At 42.2% G+C, this 17,794-nt stretch carries 18 protein-coding genes, 1 tRNA gene and 1 riboswitch; of the genes, 7 read left to right on the top strand and 12 right to left on the bottom strand.

Features of this window, described 5'->3' with window-relative positions:
• Nucleotides 1-375: 375 nt before the first annotated feature.
• Genes AC6FXG_RS07495 through mgtE (AC6FXG_RS07470) form a run of 6 tightly spaced genes read right to left on the bottom strand, consistent with a single transcriptional unit; the run spans nucleotide 376 to nucleotide 6,112 of the window.
• Nucleotides 376-882 carry an NYN domain-containing protein gene (locus AC6FXG_RS07495; protein WP_500572192.1) on the bottom strand — a complete coding sequence of 169 codons (507 nt, stop codon included), beginning with the start codon at nucleotides 880-882 and terminating at the stop codon, nucleotides 376-378.
• A gap of 8 nt (nucleotides 883-890) precedes the next feature.
• Nucleotides 891-1,598 (bottom strand): 23S rRNA (guanosine(2251)-2'-O)-methyltransferase RlmB, encoded by a 708-nt coding sequence (rlmB, locus tag AC6FXG_RS07490; protein WP_500572191.1) that lies wholly within the window; start codon nucleotides 1,596-1,598, stop codon nucleotides 891-893.
• A complete protein-coding gene (locus AC6FXG_RS07485; protein WP_500572190.1) occupies nucleotides 1,598-1,981 on the bottom strand; it encodes a Mini-ribonuclease 3 in 384 nt (127 codons plus the stop codon). The genes rlmB and AC6FXG_RS07485 overlap by 1 nt, the downstream gene beginning before the upstream one ends.
• Nucleotides 1,966-3,354, bottom strand: a complete 1,389-nt coding sequence (gene cysS, locus AC6FXG_RS07480) for a cysteine--tRNA ligase (protein ID WP_500572189.1) — start codon at nucleotides 3,352-3,354, stop codon at nucleotides 1,966-1,968. The genes AC6FXG_RS07485 and cysS overlap by 16 nt, the downstream gene beginning before the upstream one ends.
• An 8-nt stretch (nucleotides 3,355-3,362) precedes the next feature.
• Nucleotides 3,363-4,736, bottom strand: coding sequence for a magnesium transporter (gene mgtE / locus AC6FXG_RS07475; protein WP_075574279.1), 1,374 nt, complete (start codon nucleotides 4,734-4,736; stop codon nucleotides 3,363-3,365).
• Nucleotides 4,737-4,744: 8 nt separating this feature from the next.
• A complete protein-coding gene (gene mgtE, locus AC6FXG_RS07470) occupies nucleotides 4,745-6,112 on the bottom strand; it encodes a magnesium transporter (RefSeq protein WP_500572188.1) in 1,368 nt (455 codons plus the stop codon).
• Between the two features lie 499 nt (nucleotides 6,113-6,611).
• Between mgtE (AC6FXG_RS07470) and AC6FXG_RS07465 the strand changes: the two genes are divergently transcribed.
• The 3 genes from AC6FXG_RS07465 (at nucleotide 6,612) to AC6FXG_RS07455 (ending at nucleotide 8,028) form a co-directional block, all read left to right on the top strand.
• Nucleotides 6,612-6,688 (top strand) — tRNA-Pro (locus AC6FXG_RS07465).
• Between the two features lie 20 nt (nucleotides 6,689-6,708).
• Nucleotides 6,709-7,524, top strand: a complete 816-nt coding sequence (locus AC6FXG_RS07460; RefSeq protein WP_500572187.1) for a GDSL-type esterase/lipase family protein — start codon at nucleotides 6,709-6,711, stop codon at nucleotides 7,522-7,524.
• Entirely contained in the window at nucleotides 7,525-8,028 is a 504-nt protein-coding gene (locus AC6FXG_RS07455; RefSeq protein ID WP_500572186.1) for a DUF4358 domain-containing protein, read from the top strand.
• Nucleotides 8,029-8,580: 552 nt separating this feature from the next.
• On the opposite strand, the gene AC6FXG_RS07450 is transcribed toward AC6FXG_RS07455, so the two are convergent.
• The 6 genes from AC6FXG_RS07450 to AC6FXG_RS07425 all read right to left on the bottom strand — a co-directional run bounded on the left by AC6FXG_RS07450 (nucleotide 8,581) and on the right by AC6FXG_RS07425 (nucleotide 14,820).
• Nucleotides 8,581-9,648: a methyltransferase domain-containing protein gene (locus AC6FXG_RS07450; RefSeq protein ID WP_500572185.1), complete on the bottom strand. Its 1,068-nt coding sequence runs from the start codon at nucleotides 9,646-9,648 to the stop codon at nucleotides 8,581-8,583.
• Between the two features lie 57 nt (nucleotides 9,649-9,705).
• Nucleotides 9,706-10,029 (bottom strand): ArsR/SmtB family transcription factor, encoded by a 324-nt coding sequence (locus AC6FXG_RS07445; protein ID WP_500572184.1) that lies wholly within the window; start codon nucleotides 10,027-10,029, stop codon nucleotides 9,706-9,708.
• Between the two features lie 1,146 nt (nucleotides 10,030-11,175).
• A complete protein-coding gene (locus AC6FXG_RS07440) occupies nucleotides 11,176-11,760 on the bottom strand; it encodes a hypothetical protein (protein WP_500572183.1) in 585 nt (194 codons plus the stop codon).
• Nucleotides 11,761-11,833: 73 nt separating this feature from the next.
• Nucleotides 11,834-12,598 (bottom strand): ABC transporter ATP-binding protein, encoded by a 765-nt coding sequence (locus AC6FXG_RS07435; RefSeq protein WP_500572182.1) that lies wholly within the window; start codon nucleotides 12,596-12,598, stop codon nucleotides 11,834-11,836.
• Nucleotides 12,595-13,614 carry a FecCD family ABC transporter permease gene (locus AC6FXG_RS07430; RefSeq protein ID WP_500572181.1) on the bottom strand — a complete coding sequence of 340 codons (1,020 nt, stop codon included), beginning with the start codon at nucleotides 13,612-13,614 and terminating at the stop codon, nucleotides 12,595-12,597. Before AC6FXG_RS07430 ends, AC6FXG_RS07435 begins: the two co-directional genes overlap by 4 nt.
• A gap of 3 nt (nucleotides 13,615-13,617) precedes the next feature.
• Nucleotides 13,618-14,820: a helical backbone metal receptor gene (locus tag AC6FXG_RS07425; protein ID WP_500572180.1), complete on the bottom strand. Its 1,203-nt coding sequence runs from the start codon at nucleotides 14,818-14,820 to the stop codon at nucleotides 13,618-13,620.
• A gap of 110 nt (nucleotides 14,821-14,930) precedes the next feature.
• Nucleotides 14,931-15,112: riboswitch (cobalamin riboswitch) on the top strand.
• A gap of 73 nt (nucleotides 15,113-15,185) precedes the next feature.
• Here AC6FXG_RS07425 and AC6FXG_RS07420 point away from each other — a divergent pair.
• Genes AC6FXG_RS07420 through AC6FXG_RS07405 form a run of 4 tightly spaced genes read left to right on the top strand, consistent with a single transcriptional unit; the run spans nucleotide 15,186 to nucleotide 17,661 of the window.
• Nucleotides 15,186-15,911, top strand: a complete 726-nt coding sequence (locus AC6FXG_RS07420; RefSeq protein WP_500572179.1) for an energy-coupling factor ABC transporter permease — start codon at nucleotides 15,186-15,188, stop codon at nucleotides 15,909-15,911.
• On the top strand, nucleotides 15,895-16,179 hold the full coding sequence (locus tag AC6FXG_RS07415; protein WP_099951403.1) for an energy-coupling factor ABC transporter substrate-binding protein: 285 nt from the start codon (nucleotides 15,895-15,897) through the stop codon (nucleotides 16,177-16,179). Before AC6FXG_RS07420 ends, AC6FXG_RS07415 begins: the two co-directional genes overlap by 17 nt.
• Entirely contained in the window at nucleotides 16,179-16,856 is a 678-nt protein-coding gene (gene cbiQ / locus AC6FXG_RS07410) for a cobalt ECF transporter T component CbiQ (RefSeq protein WP_500572178.1), read from the top strand. The genes AC6FXG_RS07415 and cbiQ overlap by 1 nt, the downstream gene beginning before the upstream one ends.
• Before the next feature lie 7 nt (nucleotides 16,857-16,863).
• Nucleotides 16,864-17,661 (top strand): energy-coupling factor ABC transporter ATP-binding protein, encoded by a 798-nt coding sequence (locus tag AC6FXG_RS07405; protein ID WP_500572177.1) that lies wholly within the window; start codon nucleotides 16,864-16,866, stop codon nucleotides 17,659-17,661.
• Nucleotides 17,662-17,794: the final 133 nt, after the last annotated feature.

The following is a 17,794-nucleotide window of genomic DNA, read 5'->3' as shown; positions in this document are numbered from 1 at the left end:
TCCTAAAACTATCTTTATATACTCCTCAAATAATAATAAATAAAAAAAGATTTCTGCTAATCCAGCAATTGAAAACTTTTATCAATTGCCTTTCTAGAACTTTTTCATTTAATATTTGAACTCTTTTTTTACATGTTGATAGGAAGAATTTTTTAACATAAAAATAAAAAGTATTAAAAAGACTATAAATCTTGATAAATTATATCCGCTGATAGTAAGTCTTAAAAATATAGAAAATCAAACTGCAGATAAATTATACTTTTAAATAGTATTTCAAAAGAATTTAGGCGAGTTCAAAATCTTAAATCAACTTAAATTTTGCCTCTTTCACAAATAGCTGAGTTAAAATTTTTAAAAATAATAAAAAATTAACTCTTACTCGCCCTTGCCTTCCAGCCACTTTTTGAGTTCTCTTTCCATTTCGCTTTCCTCTACCAGGTGGTCGTTTTTGATTTTTTGCCTCTGGTGCATTTTTTTCTCCAGCTCTAAGCTGTCTTCGATCATGGCAAAAAAGGCTCTTGACCCCATCCGACTTGCGCCCTCATTAAAGGCAAGCGTAGACTCGGCCAGGTCATTGGTCACCACGACCATCTTGTAGCGGTCTGCGTACTTGTAGGTCGCGGCTTCTATAAAGGAGTCGGCGGTTTCGTTTTCACGTGTAAAGACAATAGTGAGGTCGTCCTTCTCGTAAGTTTCCCCCCGATTGTCCTTGACCATGTGGCCATCGTAGACCACGATAATCTTCTTGCCGATGTATTTGCCGTAGCCAGAGAGGATGGTCTCCAGCGACCGCCTGCTCTCTTCCAAAGATATTTCCAGGAGGTCTTTTAGGTGACTTGCGTGTATTAAATTGTAGCCATCAACTATAAAAATTTCCTTCATAAGCTATTTTAGATTTGTTTTTTGTGGTATTCGTAAAAAACTATTGAGGCGGCAACTGCAGCGTTTAAGGATCCAACACTCGATTTTTTATCCATGGGTATGGTTAAGATTTTGTCGCATTCCTTTTTTACGCCCGGTCTCATGCCTGAGTGCTCGCTGCCAATTACCATGACCACGTCTGAATCAAAGACTTCACCGACGTCGTCGCCCTCCATATCAGTGCCCAGAATAAAATAGCCTGCGTCCTTTAAATCTCTGAGGGCACGGGATAGATTAACTACCATTATAATAGGCAGGTCCTCAAGTCCCCCTTGGGCAGTCTTGATAACGGCCGGTGTAATGTGGGCCGACCTGTCCTTGGTAATAATAATTGCGCTTATGCCAAAGACCGATGCAGATCTAATTATAGATCCAAAGTTCCCCACGTCTTCAACTCCGTCAAGGGCAACTATAGCCTTTCTGTCTTCTTTTGGCCTTGACAAAAATTCGTCCAAGTCCATGTACTCGTATTCGGGCACTTCCAGGCAAACGCCTTGGTGAGAGGATTTGAACTTATAAAAATAATTCCTGTCTTCTCTTACTTCTATACCTTGGTCGTAGGCCAAATCCAAAATTTCCTTTAATTTTGGGGCTTTTTTATCTTGAACTATTAGGCGAATTTTTTTGCCATCTGCTTTCAAGGCTTCGCTAACGGCTCTAATTCCAATTATCTCCACTATCTTCTCCTTTTTATCTCCTCATAAAGATATTCCAGTCTATCTTTGGCCCCCGACAAATACAGGGCGCCAACTAATGCTTCAAAGCCAGTTGCAATTCTGTAGACCTGAATCTTGGTGTGCTTGGGCGGGTGCTGGCTCTTATTTCTGGCCCTTCTAACCAGGTCCAGCTCCTCTTCGGTCAAGAGCTCTTCGATGTTTTTAAAGTCTCTGCACTGGGCGTTGGCGGATACATAGCGAACGGCCTCCTTGTGAAGGTCGGCCACGTGCCGGTCCTCCTCGACCAAGTCCCGCCTAACCATGAGCTCATAGACAGCATCGCCCAAAAAAGCCAGGTTAAGAGCATCCATTTGTGCGTACTCTTTCTTTAAAGCCTCTGCCACTTAACACCGTCCTTGGTATCCTTGAGGACAATACCCTCAGCCTTGAGCTGGTCTCTGATCTCATCAGCCCTGGCGTAGTCCTTATTTTTCCTAGCCTCTTCTCGTTCTTGGATGAGGGCGTCTATGTCCGCATCAATCGTTGTTTCTTCGTCTTCAATAACGCCAAAGATCAAAACAAAATCGTCAAAGGCAGACTTTAGGTATTTTAAATCTTCAAGCGAAGTAGATTCATCCAAGCTTGTGTTTATTAATTTTGCCAAGCTGAGCCAGTCAGTCACAGCGTCTGGCGTATTTAAATCGTCGTCCATGTGGGTTCTTAAATCATTTTTAATTTGATCAACAGAAGCCCTTAGGTCCTTGTTTTCTGGTCCTTCACTTGCTTTTTCAATCAGGCCTTTTAGCCTGTCCTTGGCGTTTCTCAAACGACTTATCATGGCCCTTACAGAATCGATGGCCTCCTTGGAATAGTTGAGGGGCTTCCTGTATTGGGCGTTTAAAATGAAAAATCTGAGGAGCTCGGCCCCTTCTTTTTCTATAAATTCATGGGCGTAGAAAAAATTGCCCAGGGACTTACTCATCTTGACATCGTCGATATTTATCATACCGTTATGCATCCAGTAATGGGCCAGAGGCGCGTCGTTTAATGCCTCTGATTGGGCGATTTCGTTTTCGTGGTGGGGGAATTTCAAATCCTCTCCACCAGCGTGAATGTCAATGGTCGACCCAAAGCGAGACCGAATCATGGTCGAGCACTCTATGTGCCAGCCCGGCCTACCCTCAGACCAAGGGCTATCCCAATAGGGTTCGCCCTCCTTCTTTTCCTTCCACAGGGTAAAGTCGAGCGGATCTTCCTTCTCGGTGTTCTCCTCAATGCGGGCGCCGATTTCCAGGTCTTCGATATTGCGGTTGGACAAGCGGCCGTAGTCTTTGAGTTTGCGGACCCTAAAATAAACCGATCCATTGGCTTCATAAGCAAAGCCCTTGTCAATGAGCCCTTGGATAAAATCAATAATATCGTCCATGTGGTCCGTGCAAGTTGGGTGCTCGATTGGATATTCGTAAAGCCCTAAGTCCGTGTAATCGCGTTCGACCGATTTGATATAGCGGTCGGAAATAGTCTTGATATCAACGCCTTCTTCGTTGGCCTTATTTATAATCTTGTCATCCACGTCAGTAAAATTGGAAACATAAGTTACATCGTAGCCCTTGAAGATAAAATACCTTCTCAAAACATCAAAGGCAACTTGGGGTCTGACATTGCCCAAGTGCATGTCATTGTAGACGGTTGGCCCGCAAACATACATGGTCACTTGGCCTTCTTTTATGGGTTTAAAATCTTCTTTTTTTCCGCTATAAGAGTTGAAAATTTTCATAATTCCTCCTAAAATCCTATAATGTTAGATGCTAGGGTAAAGTAAACTACAAGGGTCGTCGCGTCTGCGATTGTCGTGATAAGAGGTGAGGCCATAATAGCCGGATCCATCTTTAGCTTGTAGGCTACAAGTGGCAAAAGGCCGCCCAAGAGCTTGGCCGCAGTCACTGATCCAATAAGTGTCAGGGAAACTGTGAGGGCAATATTTGCCGGGGCCCCGTCGATGTATATAATCTTGAAATAATTTACCACAGCTAGGGCCAGGCCACAGATTATGGCCACCTGGAGTTCCTTAAAAACGATTTTTAGCCAGTCTCTGGTTTCGATCTCCCCAGTTCCCAGGCCACGAATAACAAGGGTCGACGATTGTGAACCCGAGTTACCGCCGGCGCCCATTAGCATGGGTATAAAGCCGGATAAAAATGCAGTCGAGGCCAAAAGCCCTTCGTAGCCGTTGATAATCCTCTGGGTAATAGAAGCCGAAATCATGAGGACAAAGAGCCAAATAATCCTGTGCTTAGCGTGAGTGACGACCCCCGTTTCCAAATACTTATCGTCAGTTGGCGTAATAGCAGCCATGATTTGGAAGTCTTCATCAGCCAATTCTTGCATCAAATTAAGGATGTCATCAACGGTGATAATGCCGACGATCTTGTTTTCTTTATCGCAAACTGGCAGGGCCTCAAAGCCATATTTTCTAAAAGTCTCAGCAACCGTCTCTTCGCTGTCATGGGTATTTAAATAAATCACATCTGGATTCATCAGATCTTTGATATGTGTCTCTGGTGAGGCGACAATTAGCTCACGCAATGAAACAATTCCCTCTAGCTTGCGATTTTGGTCAGTAATATATAGAGTATAAACTGTTTCCTTCTTGATGCCCTCGGTCTTGATCTTGTGGAGGGCCTCCTTGACCGTCATTTCCTTCTTTAATGAAATATATTCTATTGTCATAATCGATCCTGCAGAATCTTCAGGATATTGCAAGAATTGATTTATAAGCTTGCGGTCTTCGGGTGATGAATACTTTAAAATCCTATCCACCAGATCAGAGTCAACCTCTTCCAAGAGGTCCACCTTGTCGTCCATGTACATGTCCTCGATAATGCTCTTGAGCTCAGTATCTGAAACAGTGCGGACAATTTCCTCCTGCTGGTCGTAGGACAGATTATAAAAAACCTCGCCAGCCATATCCTTGGGCAGGGTCCTATAAATAATTGCCCCCGTCTTGTCGTCCAAGGTGTCGATCAAATCTGCCACGTCAACCTCGTTTAAAACCGAAAGTAAAACGCGGACGCCTTTGAAATCCTTGGCCTCCACAAGCTCCTTCAATCTCTTCTCTATCCTGTCAAGCTCTACAGTTTTGTTGTGTAAGTTTGACATAAAAACTCCTATTTAATAATTATTTGAGCGAATATAAAATACGCAGTTAAACTCGTTGCGTCAGCAATAGTCGTAATAAGTGGCGAGGCCATAATAGCCGGGTCCAGCTTGAGGGCTGCAGCCGCTATAGGAAGTAGTCCTCCAACCAGCTTTGCACCAAGGACAGCCACCACCAGCGAACAAGAAACGGTCATGGCCACATCTGCCGGAACCCCGTCAAGGTAAATAACCTTAAAATAATTTACAATAGCCAGGGTGAGGCCACACAAAAGTGCAATCCGCATTTCCTTCCACAAAACCTTGAGCCAATCCTTGCCCCTGATGTCGCCAGTGGCCATACCGCGGATAACCAGAGTCGACGATTGGGACCCCGAGTTACCACCCGTATCCATTAGCATGGGGATAAAGCCAGCCAAAAACGGAATCGAAGACAAGAAATGCTCGTAGCCGTTAATAATATTTTGCGTAATAGTCGATGAAATCATCAGAACCAAAAGCCAGGGAATCCTGTGCTTGGCCAGGGTAAATGGCGAAGTCAAAAGGTATGGAGTCTCGTTTGGTGTGGTAGCAGCCATCTTTTGGAAGTCTTCCGTGGTCTCGCTTTCCATAACATCCATAATATCGTCAACAGTAACGATCCCAACCACCCTGCGTTCATTGTCTACAATAGGCAGGGCCTTGAAACCATACTTCCTAAAAAGATTAGCAACATCCTCCCTGTCGTCGTGGGTGTGGGCGTAAATAACATCCGACTCCATCAAGTCTTCAATCACATCGTCATCATTTGCCACCAAAAGCTCTCTTAAGGACAAAATCCCCTCTAAACGACGCTCCTTGTCAGTTACATAAAGAGTATAGACAGTCTCCTTATCAATACCCTCGCGGCGGATCTTTTCCAAAGCCTCGGCAACCGTCATCTTCTTCTTCAAAGACACATACTCAATAGTCATAATAGAACCCGCAGAATCCTGAGGGTACTTCAAAAACACATTAATCAGATTTCTCTCCTCTGGAGAAGTATATTTTAAAATCTTGTTGACAACAGAAGCCGGCATCTCTTCAAGCATATCGACCATATCGTCCATGTTTAAATCATCCAAAATATCCTTGATTTCAACATCGGTTGACACATCTATAATGGCCTTTTGTTGCTCAGAGTCGAAGTATGCAAAAACCTCAGCCGCCAAATCCTTGGGAAGCATCCTATATAAAACGGCACCCGAAACCGGGTCCATCTCGTCAATAAGATCAGCAATATCAATCTCATTTAGAGAAAGCAAAAGCTCACGGGCCGCCTTTAAGTCCTTCTTTTCAATCAAAGCCCGAAACTCATCTGAAAGCTTCTCTAACTCTAACATTCTCTTGTTTTCACTCATTGTGCACCTCCTTCTTATCCTATCATTATAACATATAGAAGAAAGGCATTCAATCAAAATAAAATTAAAAAAAGAGTTTATTTTCTCCTACGGATATTTATATAGCCATGTACCGTCCACTTTATTGTGGACACCTCGGTCACGGAGACTCGATGTCCCGTGACCGAGATTTGAACCTGCAAAAGCCATTTTTATTTCAAAATGTGCAGGCGGAGAATTTGAAAAATAAATTGCAATTTGAATTTCAAAAGTCGAAGGCGAAAATTTTAAAAAATAAAACGCAATTTTTATTTCAAAAGTTGAAGGCGAGAATTTTGAAAAAGAAAATATTTTTTATTCTTTGTAAAAACTGCTTGACAAAGACTAAATTCTTATGTATAATAGTTTTTGTTGGTTGGGAAAACTAACCAATGGCAATGAGACGAGCCGACAAAGGACAGAATTTCTTTACACCTGAGGTGTAAGGATTCTGAATTTGTCAAAATAAATATTAAACTATCGGGGTGTAGCGCAGTTTGGTAGCGCACGTGCTTTGGGAGCATGGGGCCGGGGGTTCAAATCCTCTCACCCCGACCATTTTTTTATAGGGGGTATTTATGAAAAAATTTCTAAAATTTGTTCCCCTATGTCTCTTGGTAATTTTAGGATTATTTATCCATAGTTCAAACACCCGCTTTGTGAATGAAGCACTTGCAAAAGGCCTTGAGGTTAAAAATAGCCTTGACCTTGAAAAGACTTACGGCATAGTTTTAAAAAAATCTGTGCAGGCAAGTCAAAGAGAGCAAAAATCCGCTGAACAAAGCGTAAAGAAAGCTAATATACTATTACAAGCTGAGGGTTCTGGTCCGAATTACGATGTAAATCCGTCAGATGGGACGGATTTCAAGGAGGTCTACAAGGACTCTTTATTTATTGGAGATAGCATTTCAAACGGTCTGATGTACTACAAGCATGTTAAGGCCGAAAATGTTTTAGCCGATATCGGACAAGACCTTAAAAAATCTTTAAGAAGTATAGATAAAATTACAAAGAAAAATCCCAAGTATATTTATATAATGCTTGGCATGAACGATTCAATTTACGTGGATGATGTAGATGTCTTTATCGAAAGGTACAGGAGCCTGATTAGTCAAATCAATGAAAAGCTCCCCAAGACCAAGGTTGCAATCACCAGCATCCTGCCAGCCGACAGCTCAAATAAAAAAGCTATGGCCAGGATCAACAACCAAAGGATCAGCGACTACAATGCGGGGCTAGCAAATTTGGCAAATGAATTTGGCATACCCTTTATCGACCTAAGACCCTACCTCAGAGCCCATCCCGACTTTTATGAGGGAGACGGCATCCATCTGAATAGAAATTTTTACCGCTATTGGTTGAAGTTTATCCAAGAAAATTACAAGGAGGCATAGGTGAGAAAAACAGCACTAATCTTGGCAATCCTGCTAGGACTATTCACACTTGGCTGCGGCAACAAGACCGCCAGCAATCCAGAAGATAAATCAGAAGACAAAGCAGAAGACAAGTCCGAAAAGCCTGCAAAAACACTCGATGAAATCTTTGAACTCGCCAAAGAAAATATGGACACAGCCACCATGGACGACAAGGATTCAGACATGTTATCCCTTGTTATTGGCTTGGACGAAAGCCTCTACAGCGAATACAAGTACATGTATCCAGAGACAAACTTAAACAACAACCAAATCCTGGTCATCAAAGGCTCAGACAAAAAAGCCCTCAAGGACGCCCTGGACAAATTTTTGAAAAACCAAATCGAACTCTACTCCAGTTACCTGGCAGCCGAAGCCGAAAAGCTAAAGGCAGCAGAAGTCTTCGAAGTAGACGACTACGTGGTCCTCTTGGTGGGCGACACAAAGGAAGAAGTTCAAAAAGCCAAAGCGGCAATAATAAAATAAAAAATATAATATATGTATTCAAACAGCCTGATAAGGGCTGTTTTTTTGTGGGATTTTCCTACGAATATGAATATAGCCATGTACCGTCCACTTGCAGCCCTGCCCAAGAGGTCAATTTCCTGTAGCGGCGATCCTTGCACACGAGGCGGTGGTTACCATAAAGGTAACCCCTACAACTTCCGCCTCGTACGCAAATGGTCGCCAAGAAATTGACCGATTGGTATGCAGCGACTCACGCAACCTCTTATTCAATCATTAGACCGAAGGGAAAAACGATTGAGGACAAGAGTCTGAGGAGAATCGTGGACACCTCGGTCACGGAGACTCGATGTCCCGCGACCGAGATTATGTGGACCGAATTTTTTCTGAGTGAGGACAAGAATCTCAAGGAAAATGTGGAGCGAATTTTTCCTAATTGCCTGCAACAATTCTAAAGGAGAATGTCGCCCAAGATTCTTGCCCCATATATTTTACAAATCACAAATTTAACTACAAAAAGGCGGTGGCTACAATAAATGTATCCACCGCCTCGGTTTTTCTTTTGTATTTACTTTAGCAGCAGCCTCCTCCACAGCAGCCGCCTTCTTCTTGGTCGGATGTTGATGGGGCTGTAGAGCATCCTTGGAAGGCTCCAAAGTGCTTGGTCCTGTCGCCAATAATGTCAAAGTATTTGGCCAGACGAGTGTTTTCAATCATGGCAGAGGTATTGCCACAGACGGCCAGGGGTAGGTCCTTGTAAAACCTGTGGTGGTCGTCCAAATCAAAGTAGTTTTCCATGCCGGTTATGCCGCCCCTGTAGATGGCGACTTGCCCGTAATTTTCGCAGATGTCTTCTATCAGGTCTGGGAGCTTGACAGCCTTAATGGTGTGTGAGTAAAATTCTACATTACCCACCATGTCTTCGATTTCTGGGTTGCCTATAATGGACTTAAAGGATTTGATATACCTAAAGTCTTCCCAGCCGATTTTTTTGAGCAGGCGCCTAAAGTCCTCTATATACATAGCTCCGCCCAGGCATTCGCCCCTGAGAATCAAATCCATAGAGATTTCTTCGCCAAAGCGTCTGTCGGCAAATATGTCTGAGAAGAAGAGCTCGCCACCCGGCTTTAAGACCCTCCAAATTTCCTTGAAGACTTGTTCCTTGTAAGGGCTGAGGTTGATAACGCAATTTGAGACTACAATATCCACGCTGGCGTCCTCTATGCCAAGAGATTTGAGGTCTTCGATATAGCCTTTTTTAAATTCCACATTGGATTTTTTGTAGGCCAATTTTTCTGCCATCTGGTCTTGGTATTTTCTGGCTATAGCAAGCTGGTCGTCGTTCATATCAACGCCAATTACCCGACCGTTTTCTCCTACCAATTTGGCCAAGGTGTAAACATCATAGCCTGTCCCGCATCCCAGGTCAAGGACGGTCATCCCTTCAAGGGCAGCTGGAATTGGCGAGCCGCAACCGTAGAAATGCTTGACAATTTCGTCAGGAACCAGGGCCCTGGCCTCGCTTACATACTTAGGTAGATCGTCCAAGGCGCAAGAGCAAATCTTGGTCTCCATTATACCGTCTTCTTCGCCAGTAATCTTTGAATAATACTTTCTAACCTCTTCTCTAATGTCTGTCATAATTTACCTCCTTATACATAGACATATTTAAATAATTCTATCTATTCTATAAAAAAATTAATAATCCATCCGCTCTTTTGAGTGGCAAATGCAATCGGGGCTGTCAGAAAAAATGCTTGTAAGCTGGTCCAGCAAATGGCCCAAAACCTTTTGATTTAAGCTGTAGTAGACATTTTTGCCCTCCCGCCTGCTCTTAACCAACTTGGCCTCTTCCAATTTTTTCATATCAAATGATAAGGTCGGCTGACTGATATCAAATTTTTCCAAAATCTCACAAGCGCATAGCTCGCCGCAAGAAAGCATGTCGACAATCTTCAAGCGTTTTTGATCAGAAATTGCCTTGAGCTTGGTGGATATATTTTCATAAATGTTCTCAGCCATTAAAAGTCACTCCTTTCTTAATCTAAATTTATTATAACATACATATAGAAAAAATTCAATATGTTTTTGCTAAATTTTTAAAAATTTTTTTCATAGCTAGGGCCATGACAGCCCAGCCATAAAACTAAAATCAAAATCATCCTTTAGAATTGCGTACACCTCAAACAGGAAGGTTCGATAACCCGCGCTTGACTTTCTAAATACCTCCTCGCCAGGCATATACATTTCGTTCATACACATACACAGCTCACCATACACAAGCCTTCATACACATACACATAATTTATACACATACGCAGCTCACCATACACATACTCAAGTCATCATACACATACACAACTCATCATACACATAAGCTATACACATACACACATCTTATACACATACACAGCTCATGGTACACACATTTCACACACTTACACATTGCTCACTCATACATATAGCACGCATATATTCACCCCATCCTAGTCCGCCGCCTGATAAAGCGTTACGCTTCACTGTGGATTGGAGTAGAAGAATGGTTATTATTATTAGTGATGAAGGAGCATTCTAATTGTACAGAGAAAGAGGAAATTTAAAAAGTGTAGGAATAGAGAAAATAGAATAAGAAGATAAAAGTAAAGAAAAATATATAGAAGGAGCTGCAATAGGAATAAAAAAGGTAAAGAAACATATATAGGAGGAGATGCAATAGGAAGAGACAAATAAAGAAAAGTGTTATTAGTAGAATGTTATTAAGAATATTTTCCACAAATAAAAAAGGCACTCTACTGTGCCTTAAGGATTCTCTGCGCTTTTTTATATTTTTCGACTCTTTCCAAGTCTTTGTCTGTGATCGTCTTTAATCTTTTTAAATTCATATTGTCTGCCAGGTCGGACAATTTTACCTGCCTGGCGATAGAGTTTTACCCTACGGATATGAATATAGCCATGTAGCGTCTGGTTTATCCCAGACATAAGGCGAATGTGATTGCCCCTTGTAGGCATGAACATTCGGCTCAAAACCCATTCTCCTACGAACATTTTTCAGCACGTATGTATGCACTATCCACCTAATGGCAGTGGCGTAACGGCGATCCTGAAATGGTCGCCACTCGTTCGTGCGGACTCGATGTCCCGCGAACGAGCCTTCTTCTTCGAATATTTTTATTCGCTTTCTTTGAACATTTTTTCCAGTCTTTCCCTCCGGCTTCTCATGTCCATGTTGTTTTTCATGAGGTGTTCGTTTTGTTTTTTCATTACAAAGGTCGAAGCGACTCTGACCACGTACATGAGGACGCTGTAGAGGACTGCCTTGAGGGCTGATGCAAATAGATAGGTGCCGGAAAATGTGTTTGCGTGGCGGGCTACTAATAATCCGTTCATTTCAAACATCCTGCCGATTGTATCTATTCCGGTAAAGGCCATCATGACTCCCAGGGCCACCATAATCACCGTAAAGATCAGGGGCGAGTAGGAGTGGTGAGAGGTCATAAAATCAAAGGCGTCGTAGACTCCAAGCGACGAGTAGAGCATAAAGTAGAGGCTGTAGACAAATACAAAGATGCTCATTAAATCCAGGTACTTGCCGACTTCGCTGGTCCTGAAGTTTAGATTATAAGTATGGAGGCTCTTGCTATCTATGATTTTGATTCCTATAAATATTACTATCATGGTAATTGCAGTGTATATTATCCTGCCCTTAAGACTGGTGTAGCCAAGGGCTTTTATTTTTTTCTTATCTTTTTTCATTGTAATCATCCTTTTTTAGAAAATTCTATATTTATTCTACCATAATTTAATAATTATTGCCAGAATTTATCTCTTATTTGTATTTTGGGATGATAAAGGGCCTGCCGTCTTTAATTATTACGTCCACTTGGACTTCGTAGACCTGACGGATGTTTTCCGCATTTATAACTTCCTCTGGCCTGCCAAGGGCGACTATCTGCCCGTCTTTCATAAGGGCAATCTTATCTGCAAAGGCCGAGGCTAGGTTGAGGTCATGGAGGACGATTATAAAGCTCTTGTCCGAGGTTTTTTCTATGGTCTTCATGAGCTTTATCTGGTGGTTTATGTCCATGGCTGCAATGGGTTCGTCCATTAGGATGAGCTTGGGCGATTGGGCAAAGGCCCTGGCCGTCATGGCCCTCCCCTTTTCTCCGCCGGAAGTTTCTAGGATGGATTTATTTTTTAAGTCTGCCAATTCCATTATATTTATTTGGTCGTCCACGATTTTTTGGTCGGTCTCGCTCAGTTTGCCCGTCCAAGATAAAAATGGATAGCGTCCCATCTCGACCACTTCTTCGACTGTAAAATCAAAAGAGCTGTTTGGATTTTGGTGTTGGACGGAAATAATTTTCGCCCGGTCTTTTATAGTATAAGAATCCAAGTCCCTGCCGTCCAAAGTTATTGAACCAGAATCTGCCTGTAAGTAGGCTGAGATGACCTTTAACAAGGTGGTCTTGCCGCAGCCGTTGGGGCCAATAATTATTAATTTGTCTCCTTCTTCAAGGGAAAGATTAATATTTTTTAAAACCTGATTTTTTCCATAGCTGAAGTTTAAATTCTTGATTTCTAGTATGCTCATTGGAGGCTCCTCTTGTGCTTGATAAGAAGGACCATAAATAGGGGCCCGCCAATTAGTGATGTGATAATGCCAACCGGGAGTTCAAAGCCTGAGATGAGCGACCTGGCCAAGGTATCGGCCAAGAGCATAAAGATTCCCCCCACTATCATGGAGGCCGGCATCAAAAACTTGTGGTCGCCGCCAAAGATTAGCCTGATAAAGTGTGGGACTATAAGGCCGACAAAGCCGATGATTCCGCTCACTGAAACCGCCAGTGATGTTAAAAGTGCAGATAGTAAAAGAAGATTTCGCTTTAATTTTTTTACATCCAGGCCCATGGATATGGCCTCTTCTTCGCCCATTACCAGGAGATTTAAATCCTTGCCGTGGTAAATTGTAACTATAAAGGCAATTAGGGTCGGTATAAAAATCGTTCCAACGTGGATCCAGCTCTTGGCGTTAAAAGACCCCATTGTCCAGGTGATAATGGCAATAGCCTCGTCCCTGTGGACCATCATTATAAGAGAGATGGCCGAGGAAAGAATAGCCGAGATGACAATACCTGTAAGTAAAACCGAGTAGTTGTCCACTCCCCTCTTGGTCCGCGAGACCGTGTAGACTATAAGCGATGTGATTATTGCGCAGGCAAAGGCCGATAGGCTCACAAGGGTGTGGCCAAAAAAGCTGGTGGCCGGCAAAAATACAATTGCCATTGTCGCACCAAAAGCCGCCCCTGATGACACGCCCATTACAAAGGGATCGGCCATGGGGTTTTGGAAGATGGCTTGATATGAAGCCCCTGCCATTGCGAGTAAGCCTCCTGTTAGAACCGACAAAATAATCCTAGGCAGCCTTACCTCAAATATGATAAAGTGGATGGGATCAGTAAAATCAATCCCATCCACCCCATTTCTTATTAGATTTTTTATGGCAGCAATTATGGTCGCAAAGCTAATATCAATCGAGCCAAAGCCGATTGCCAGTAGCATTAGGCCGATTAAAGCCGCCAAGGCCAATAAGAGAAAAGTTTTTTTCATAAATTAGAATTCCAAACTCTTTAGAACTTCTGGGTGGGCAATCTTTAAGAGAGCCTTGATTCCTTCATCAACCACGCGGGCTGATGGTCTAGAGAATACGTCTGCATCTATTTCTATTACCCTGCCTTCATTAACAGCTGATAGGCCCTTGTAAACCTTGTCTGTCTTGACTTGGTCGATAGCAAAAGCTGGCACTAACATGTAGTGTGGGTTTAGGGCGATTAATTTTTCCAAGGTATACTTAAAGCCTTCTGCATCCCTTGGGCCATTTGTAAGGCCGGCAATTCTTAGGATATCATCCATAAATGAATCCTTGCCGTGGGTGTATTCACCGTATTCACCTGTGCCTACTACTATATATGCAGTAGGAGCTGATAATTTTTTGGTGTATCTTTCAACGCTTTGGAGCTTTGCCTTCATGGTTGCAACTAGGGCTCTGGCTTCTGCATTTTTGCCTGTAATTAGGCCAATTGTTTCGATTGACTTGTAAGTTTCTTCCATTGACTTTGGTGTTTCCATGGCAAAGACCTTGATGCCAGCCTTTTGTAATTTGGCCAAAACTTCTTCCTTAAAGTGAGTTTGTGCAAGCACACAAGTTGGCTTCAAGCTAATCACTTTTTCAATGTCAGGTTCCATCATTGAGCCGACTGATGTTACTTTTTCAGCTTCCTTAGGGAAGTTGCAGTAGTCAGTTCTGCCTAAGGCCATGTCCCCTGCTCCGATTTCAAATAATGTTTCAGTTACTGATGGAGCGATTGATACAATCTTGGAATGAGTTTCTTTTATTTCGTACTTGTCGTTTTTGACAGGAAGTTTAGCTTCTGCTTTCTTGTCAAGAGTGACAGCTTTTGCAGCCTTGTCCCAGCCAACTTGGTAGTTTAAAGTTTCAAATAAAATCCTAAATGGAACATATACCTTGCCGTCCTTAGCGATTGTCTTGGTATCCATTGTAAAGTCAGTGCCGTTTACGGTCATGACATTGGATCCAGCTGTAAAGCTGATTTTGTCTTCCCCGTCAACGACGGTTAGAGTTTTTTCTTTGGCTTCAACTTCGAGGCCGTAAGTTTTAATTTGGTCGCCATCAATAAATGAGCGAGCATTTTGTGTTAATAGGTCCTTGGATTCGACCTTTTGTGGTGCAGCGCTTAATCCGATTGAGAAGATCATCATAAAGGCTAGCACTAATGCGAGTAGTCTTTGTTTCATTTCGAAACCTCCTTTTCAAATTTGCCTACATTGTAGCACAAGAGTTTTTTAATTGCAATTAATTTTTGCAGAAATTTTTACAAATAAATGATAATTCCCTATCAATTTGCTTGCAATAATTTATTTTTCGTGTTAGAATGAACTTGTTGATAGCTAATCGATATCAGGGAACCGGTAAATCCGGACAGCCCCCGCTACTGTATAGGCTGAGCGACCTCTTGCCACTTAAAGGGAAGGCAGGGTCAACGCTGTGACGCCGAGTCAGGATACCTGCGACTAGTTAGAGACGCTTCGGTGGGAAGGGTCTAATTTTTTTAGTACCCTCCATTATATCTGTCGGAGCAGAATATATAGGAGGTTTTTTTATGAAGAAAATTCAAAAGAGACTGGCAGCTTTTCTTCTCTTTGCAATGGCTATCATGGTCCCAAATACCACCCACGCCATGCACATAGCAGAAGGATTTTTGCCAAAGGTTCACGCGGCTATTTACTTTGTAATCGCTATCCCCTTTGTGATTTACGGGATTAAGTCAATTAAAGACATCACAGTAAATAAGCCTGAAAAGAAAATGCTCTTGGCCCTTGCTGGCGCATATGTATTTTTGCTATCATCGCTTAAATTACCAGCAATGACAGGATCATGCTCACACCCAACAGGTATTGGCCTTGGGGCAATATTGTTTGGCGCAGGCCCAATGTTTGTCCTTGGAACAATTGTTCTAATCTTCCAAGCCATCTTACTTGCACACGGTGGACTGACAACTCTAGGTGCTAACGCCCTATCAATGGCCATTATTGGTGCCTATATAGCTGTTGGTGTTTACAAGCTAATGAAGAAAATGAATGTAAGCGACCTAGTAGCTGTATTTTTAGCAGCATTCTTATCAGACTTAGGGACTTACATCGTAACCTCAATTGAGCTCGGTCTGGCCTTCCCTAATCCAACATTCGGTGCATCAGTCCTAAGCTATTTGGAAATTTTTGCAATCACCCAACTTCCAATTGCTGTAATGGAAGGTATCCTAACCGTCCTTATTTACAACGCAATTGTCAAGTACGAAGGAGGCATTTTATATGAAAAAGTCAACTAAGATAATCCTCATCATCTTAATGGTGGCTCTATTTGTAGTGCCTTTTATGATTCAAAAAGACGCAGAATTTGGCGGAGCTGATGACGCAGCCGAAGAAAGAATAGCCGAAGCAAACCCAGATTTCGAACCTTGGTTTGAAAGTATTTACGAACCAGCCTCAGGCGAAATCGAAAGCTTTTTGTTTGCCTTCCAAGCAGCTATCGGCGCAATTGTTATAGGCTATTACTTTGGCTATAACAAGGGCAAAAAACAAGGAGCAAATAAATAATGACGATTGACCAAATCGCATACAATAATAATTTTACCAAGAAAAACCCGAGAGTGAAAATGCTCTTGGGTTTTGCCTTACTTATTTTATCCCTGAGCATTAATAATCTCTATGCCCAGGCTCTAATCGCTATAGCCGTGGTTCTAGTCATGATTTTTGGGGCAAAAATTCCGGCCAGACCACTTTTTAAATTATATAAATTACCCCTTGGTTTTATTGTTATTTCATTAATCGCAATGGTCCTTACAATAGCAAAGATAAAGGAAAATGTCGAATACTATATTATAATAGGAAGACTTTACATCGGCACCAATTCCCAGGCCCTTACAAGTGCCTACCAGACCTTTGTGAGGAGCTTTGCATGTATAACTTGCACATACTTTATGGCCCTGACCATACCCATCAACCAAACCATTATGATCTTTAAGGACCTCCACCTACCCCGAGTTTTTGTGGAGCAGTTTATCCTTATGTACAGGTATATAAACTTTTTTATGATGGAATTTAAAGACATGCATGTGGCCATGGAATTAAAACACGCAAACGATACCAAGTGGATGATGATTAAATCCTCTGGCCTCATGGGGTCCAAGCTCTTTATAGACATGCTAAGTTCTTACGGCGAATGGGAAGATGCCCTTGACTTAAAACTCTTTGATGGAAATTTTTATTATTAGGTGAACAATGTTAGAAATCAAAAATTTAAACTACTCTTACCCCCAAAGCAAATTTGGGATAAAGGATATAAATTTAACAATTGAAAAATCAACAGTCCATGCTCTGGTGGGCGAAAACGGTGCGGGCAAATCCACGCTCTTCTTCAATATACTGGGATTAAATACGCCCGGCTCTGGACAAATTTTCTTGGAAGGCAAAGAAGTCATTTTCAAAAAGAAAGAGCTAAGGGACTATAGGACTAGGGTCAACCTTGTCATGCAAAATCCAGACAAGCAGATTTTTTACTCAAATGTCAGAGATGACATAGTATTCCCTCTTAGAAACCTTAAAAGGTCAGATGAATATATCGAGGCCAAACTAAAGGTTCTTGCAAACAAACTCGAGATAGAAGATCTGCTTGACCGCCCTGCCCACGCTCTTAGCTACGGGCAGAAAAAACGGGTGGCCATAGCAGGAGTCCTTGCCATGGAGCCCGACTATATACTATTTGATGAACCCACAGCGGGCCTGGACCCCCGACTAACGGAAAACATGACCCAGCTGATCAAAGCCTTGGCAAGTGAGGGCGTTGGCATTCTAATTTCTTCCCACGATATGGATTTTATCTACGACATATGCACCCATGCCAGCGTTCTCAGCCAGGGGCAAATAATCGCATCTGGGACAAAGGACCAAGTCTTCTGTCAAAAAGAACTTTTAGAAGAAGCCGGCCTCAGACAGCCGACAATAGCCAGGATAAAATCCGAGTGCAAGCTCCCAGATATAAATACAATTGAAGACCTTATTAAGATTTTAAACAAATAATGTTCCACGTGGAACATTATTTTTATTTATGTTTTATCTTGTGCTCTATCTTTTGTTGCAATTACCTTTGCTTATGTGTTTTATATTATTCATATCTTCCTTTGTTTTTATTTTTATCGCTCACTTGCATTTT

The sequence above is a fragment of the Ezakiella massiliensis genome (genome assembly GCF_059862345.1).
The sequence above is the reverse complement of the archived record's forward strand: the minus strand, read 5'-3'. Positions and strand labels throughout refer to the sequence as shown.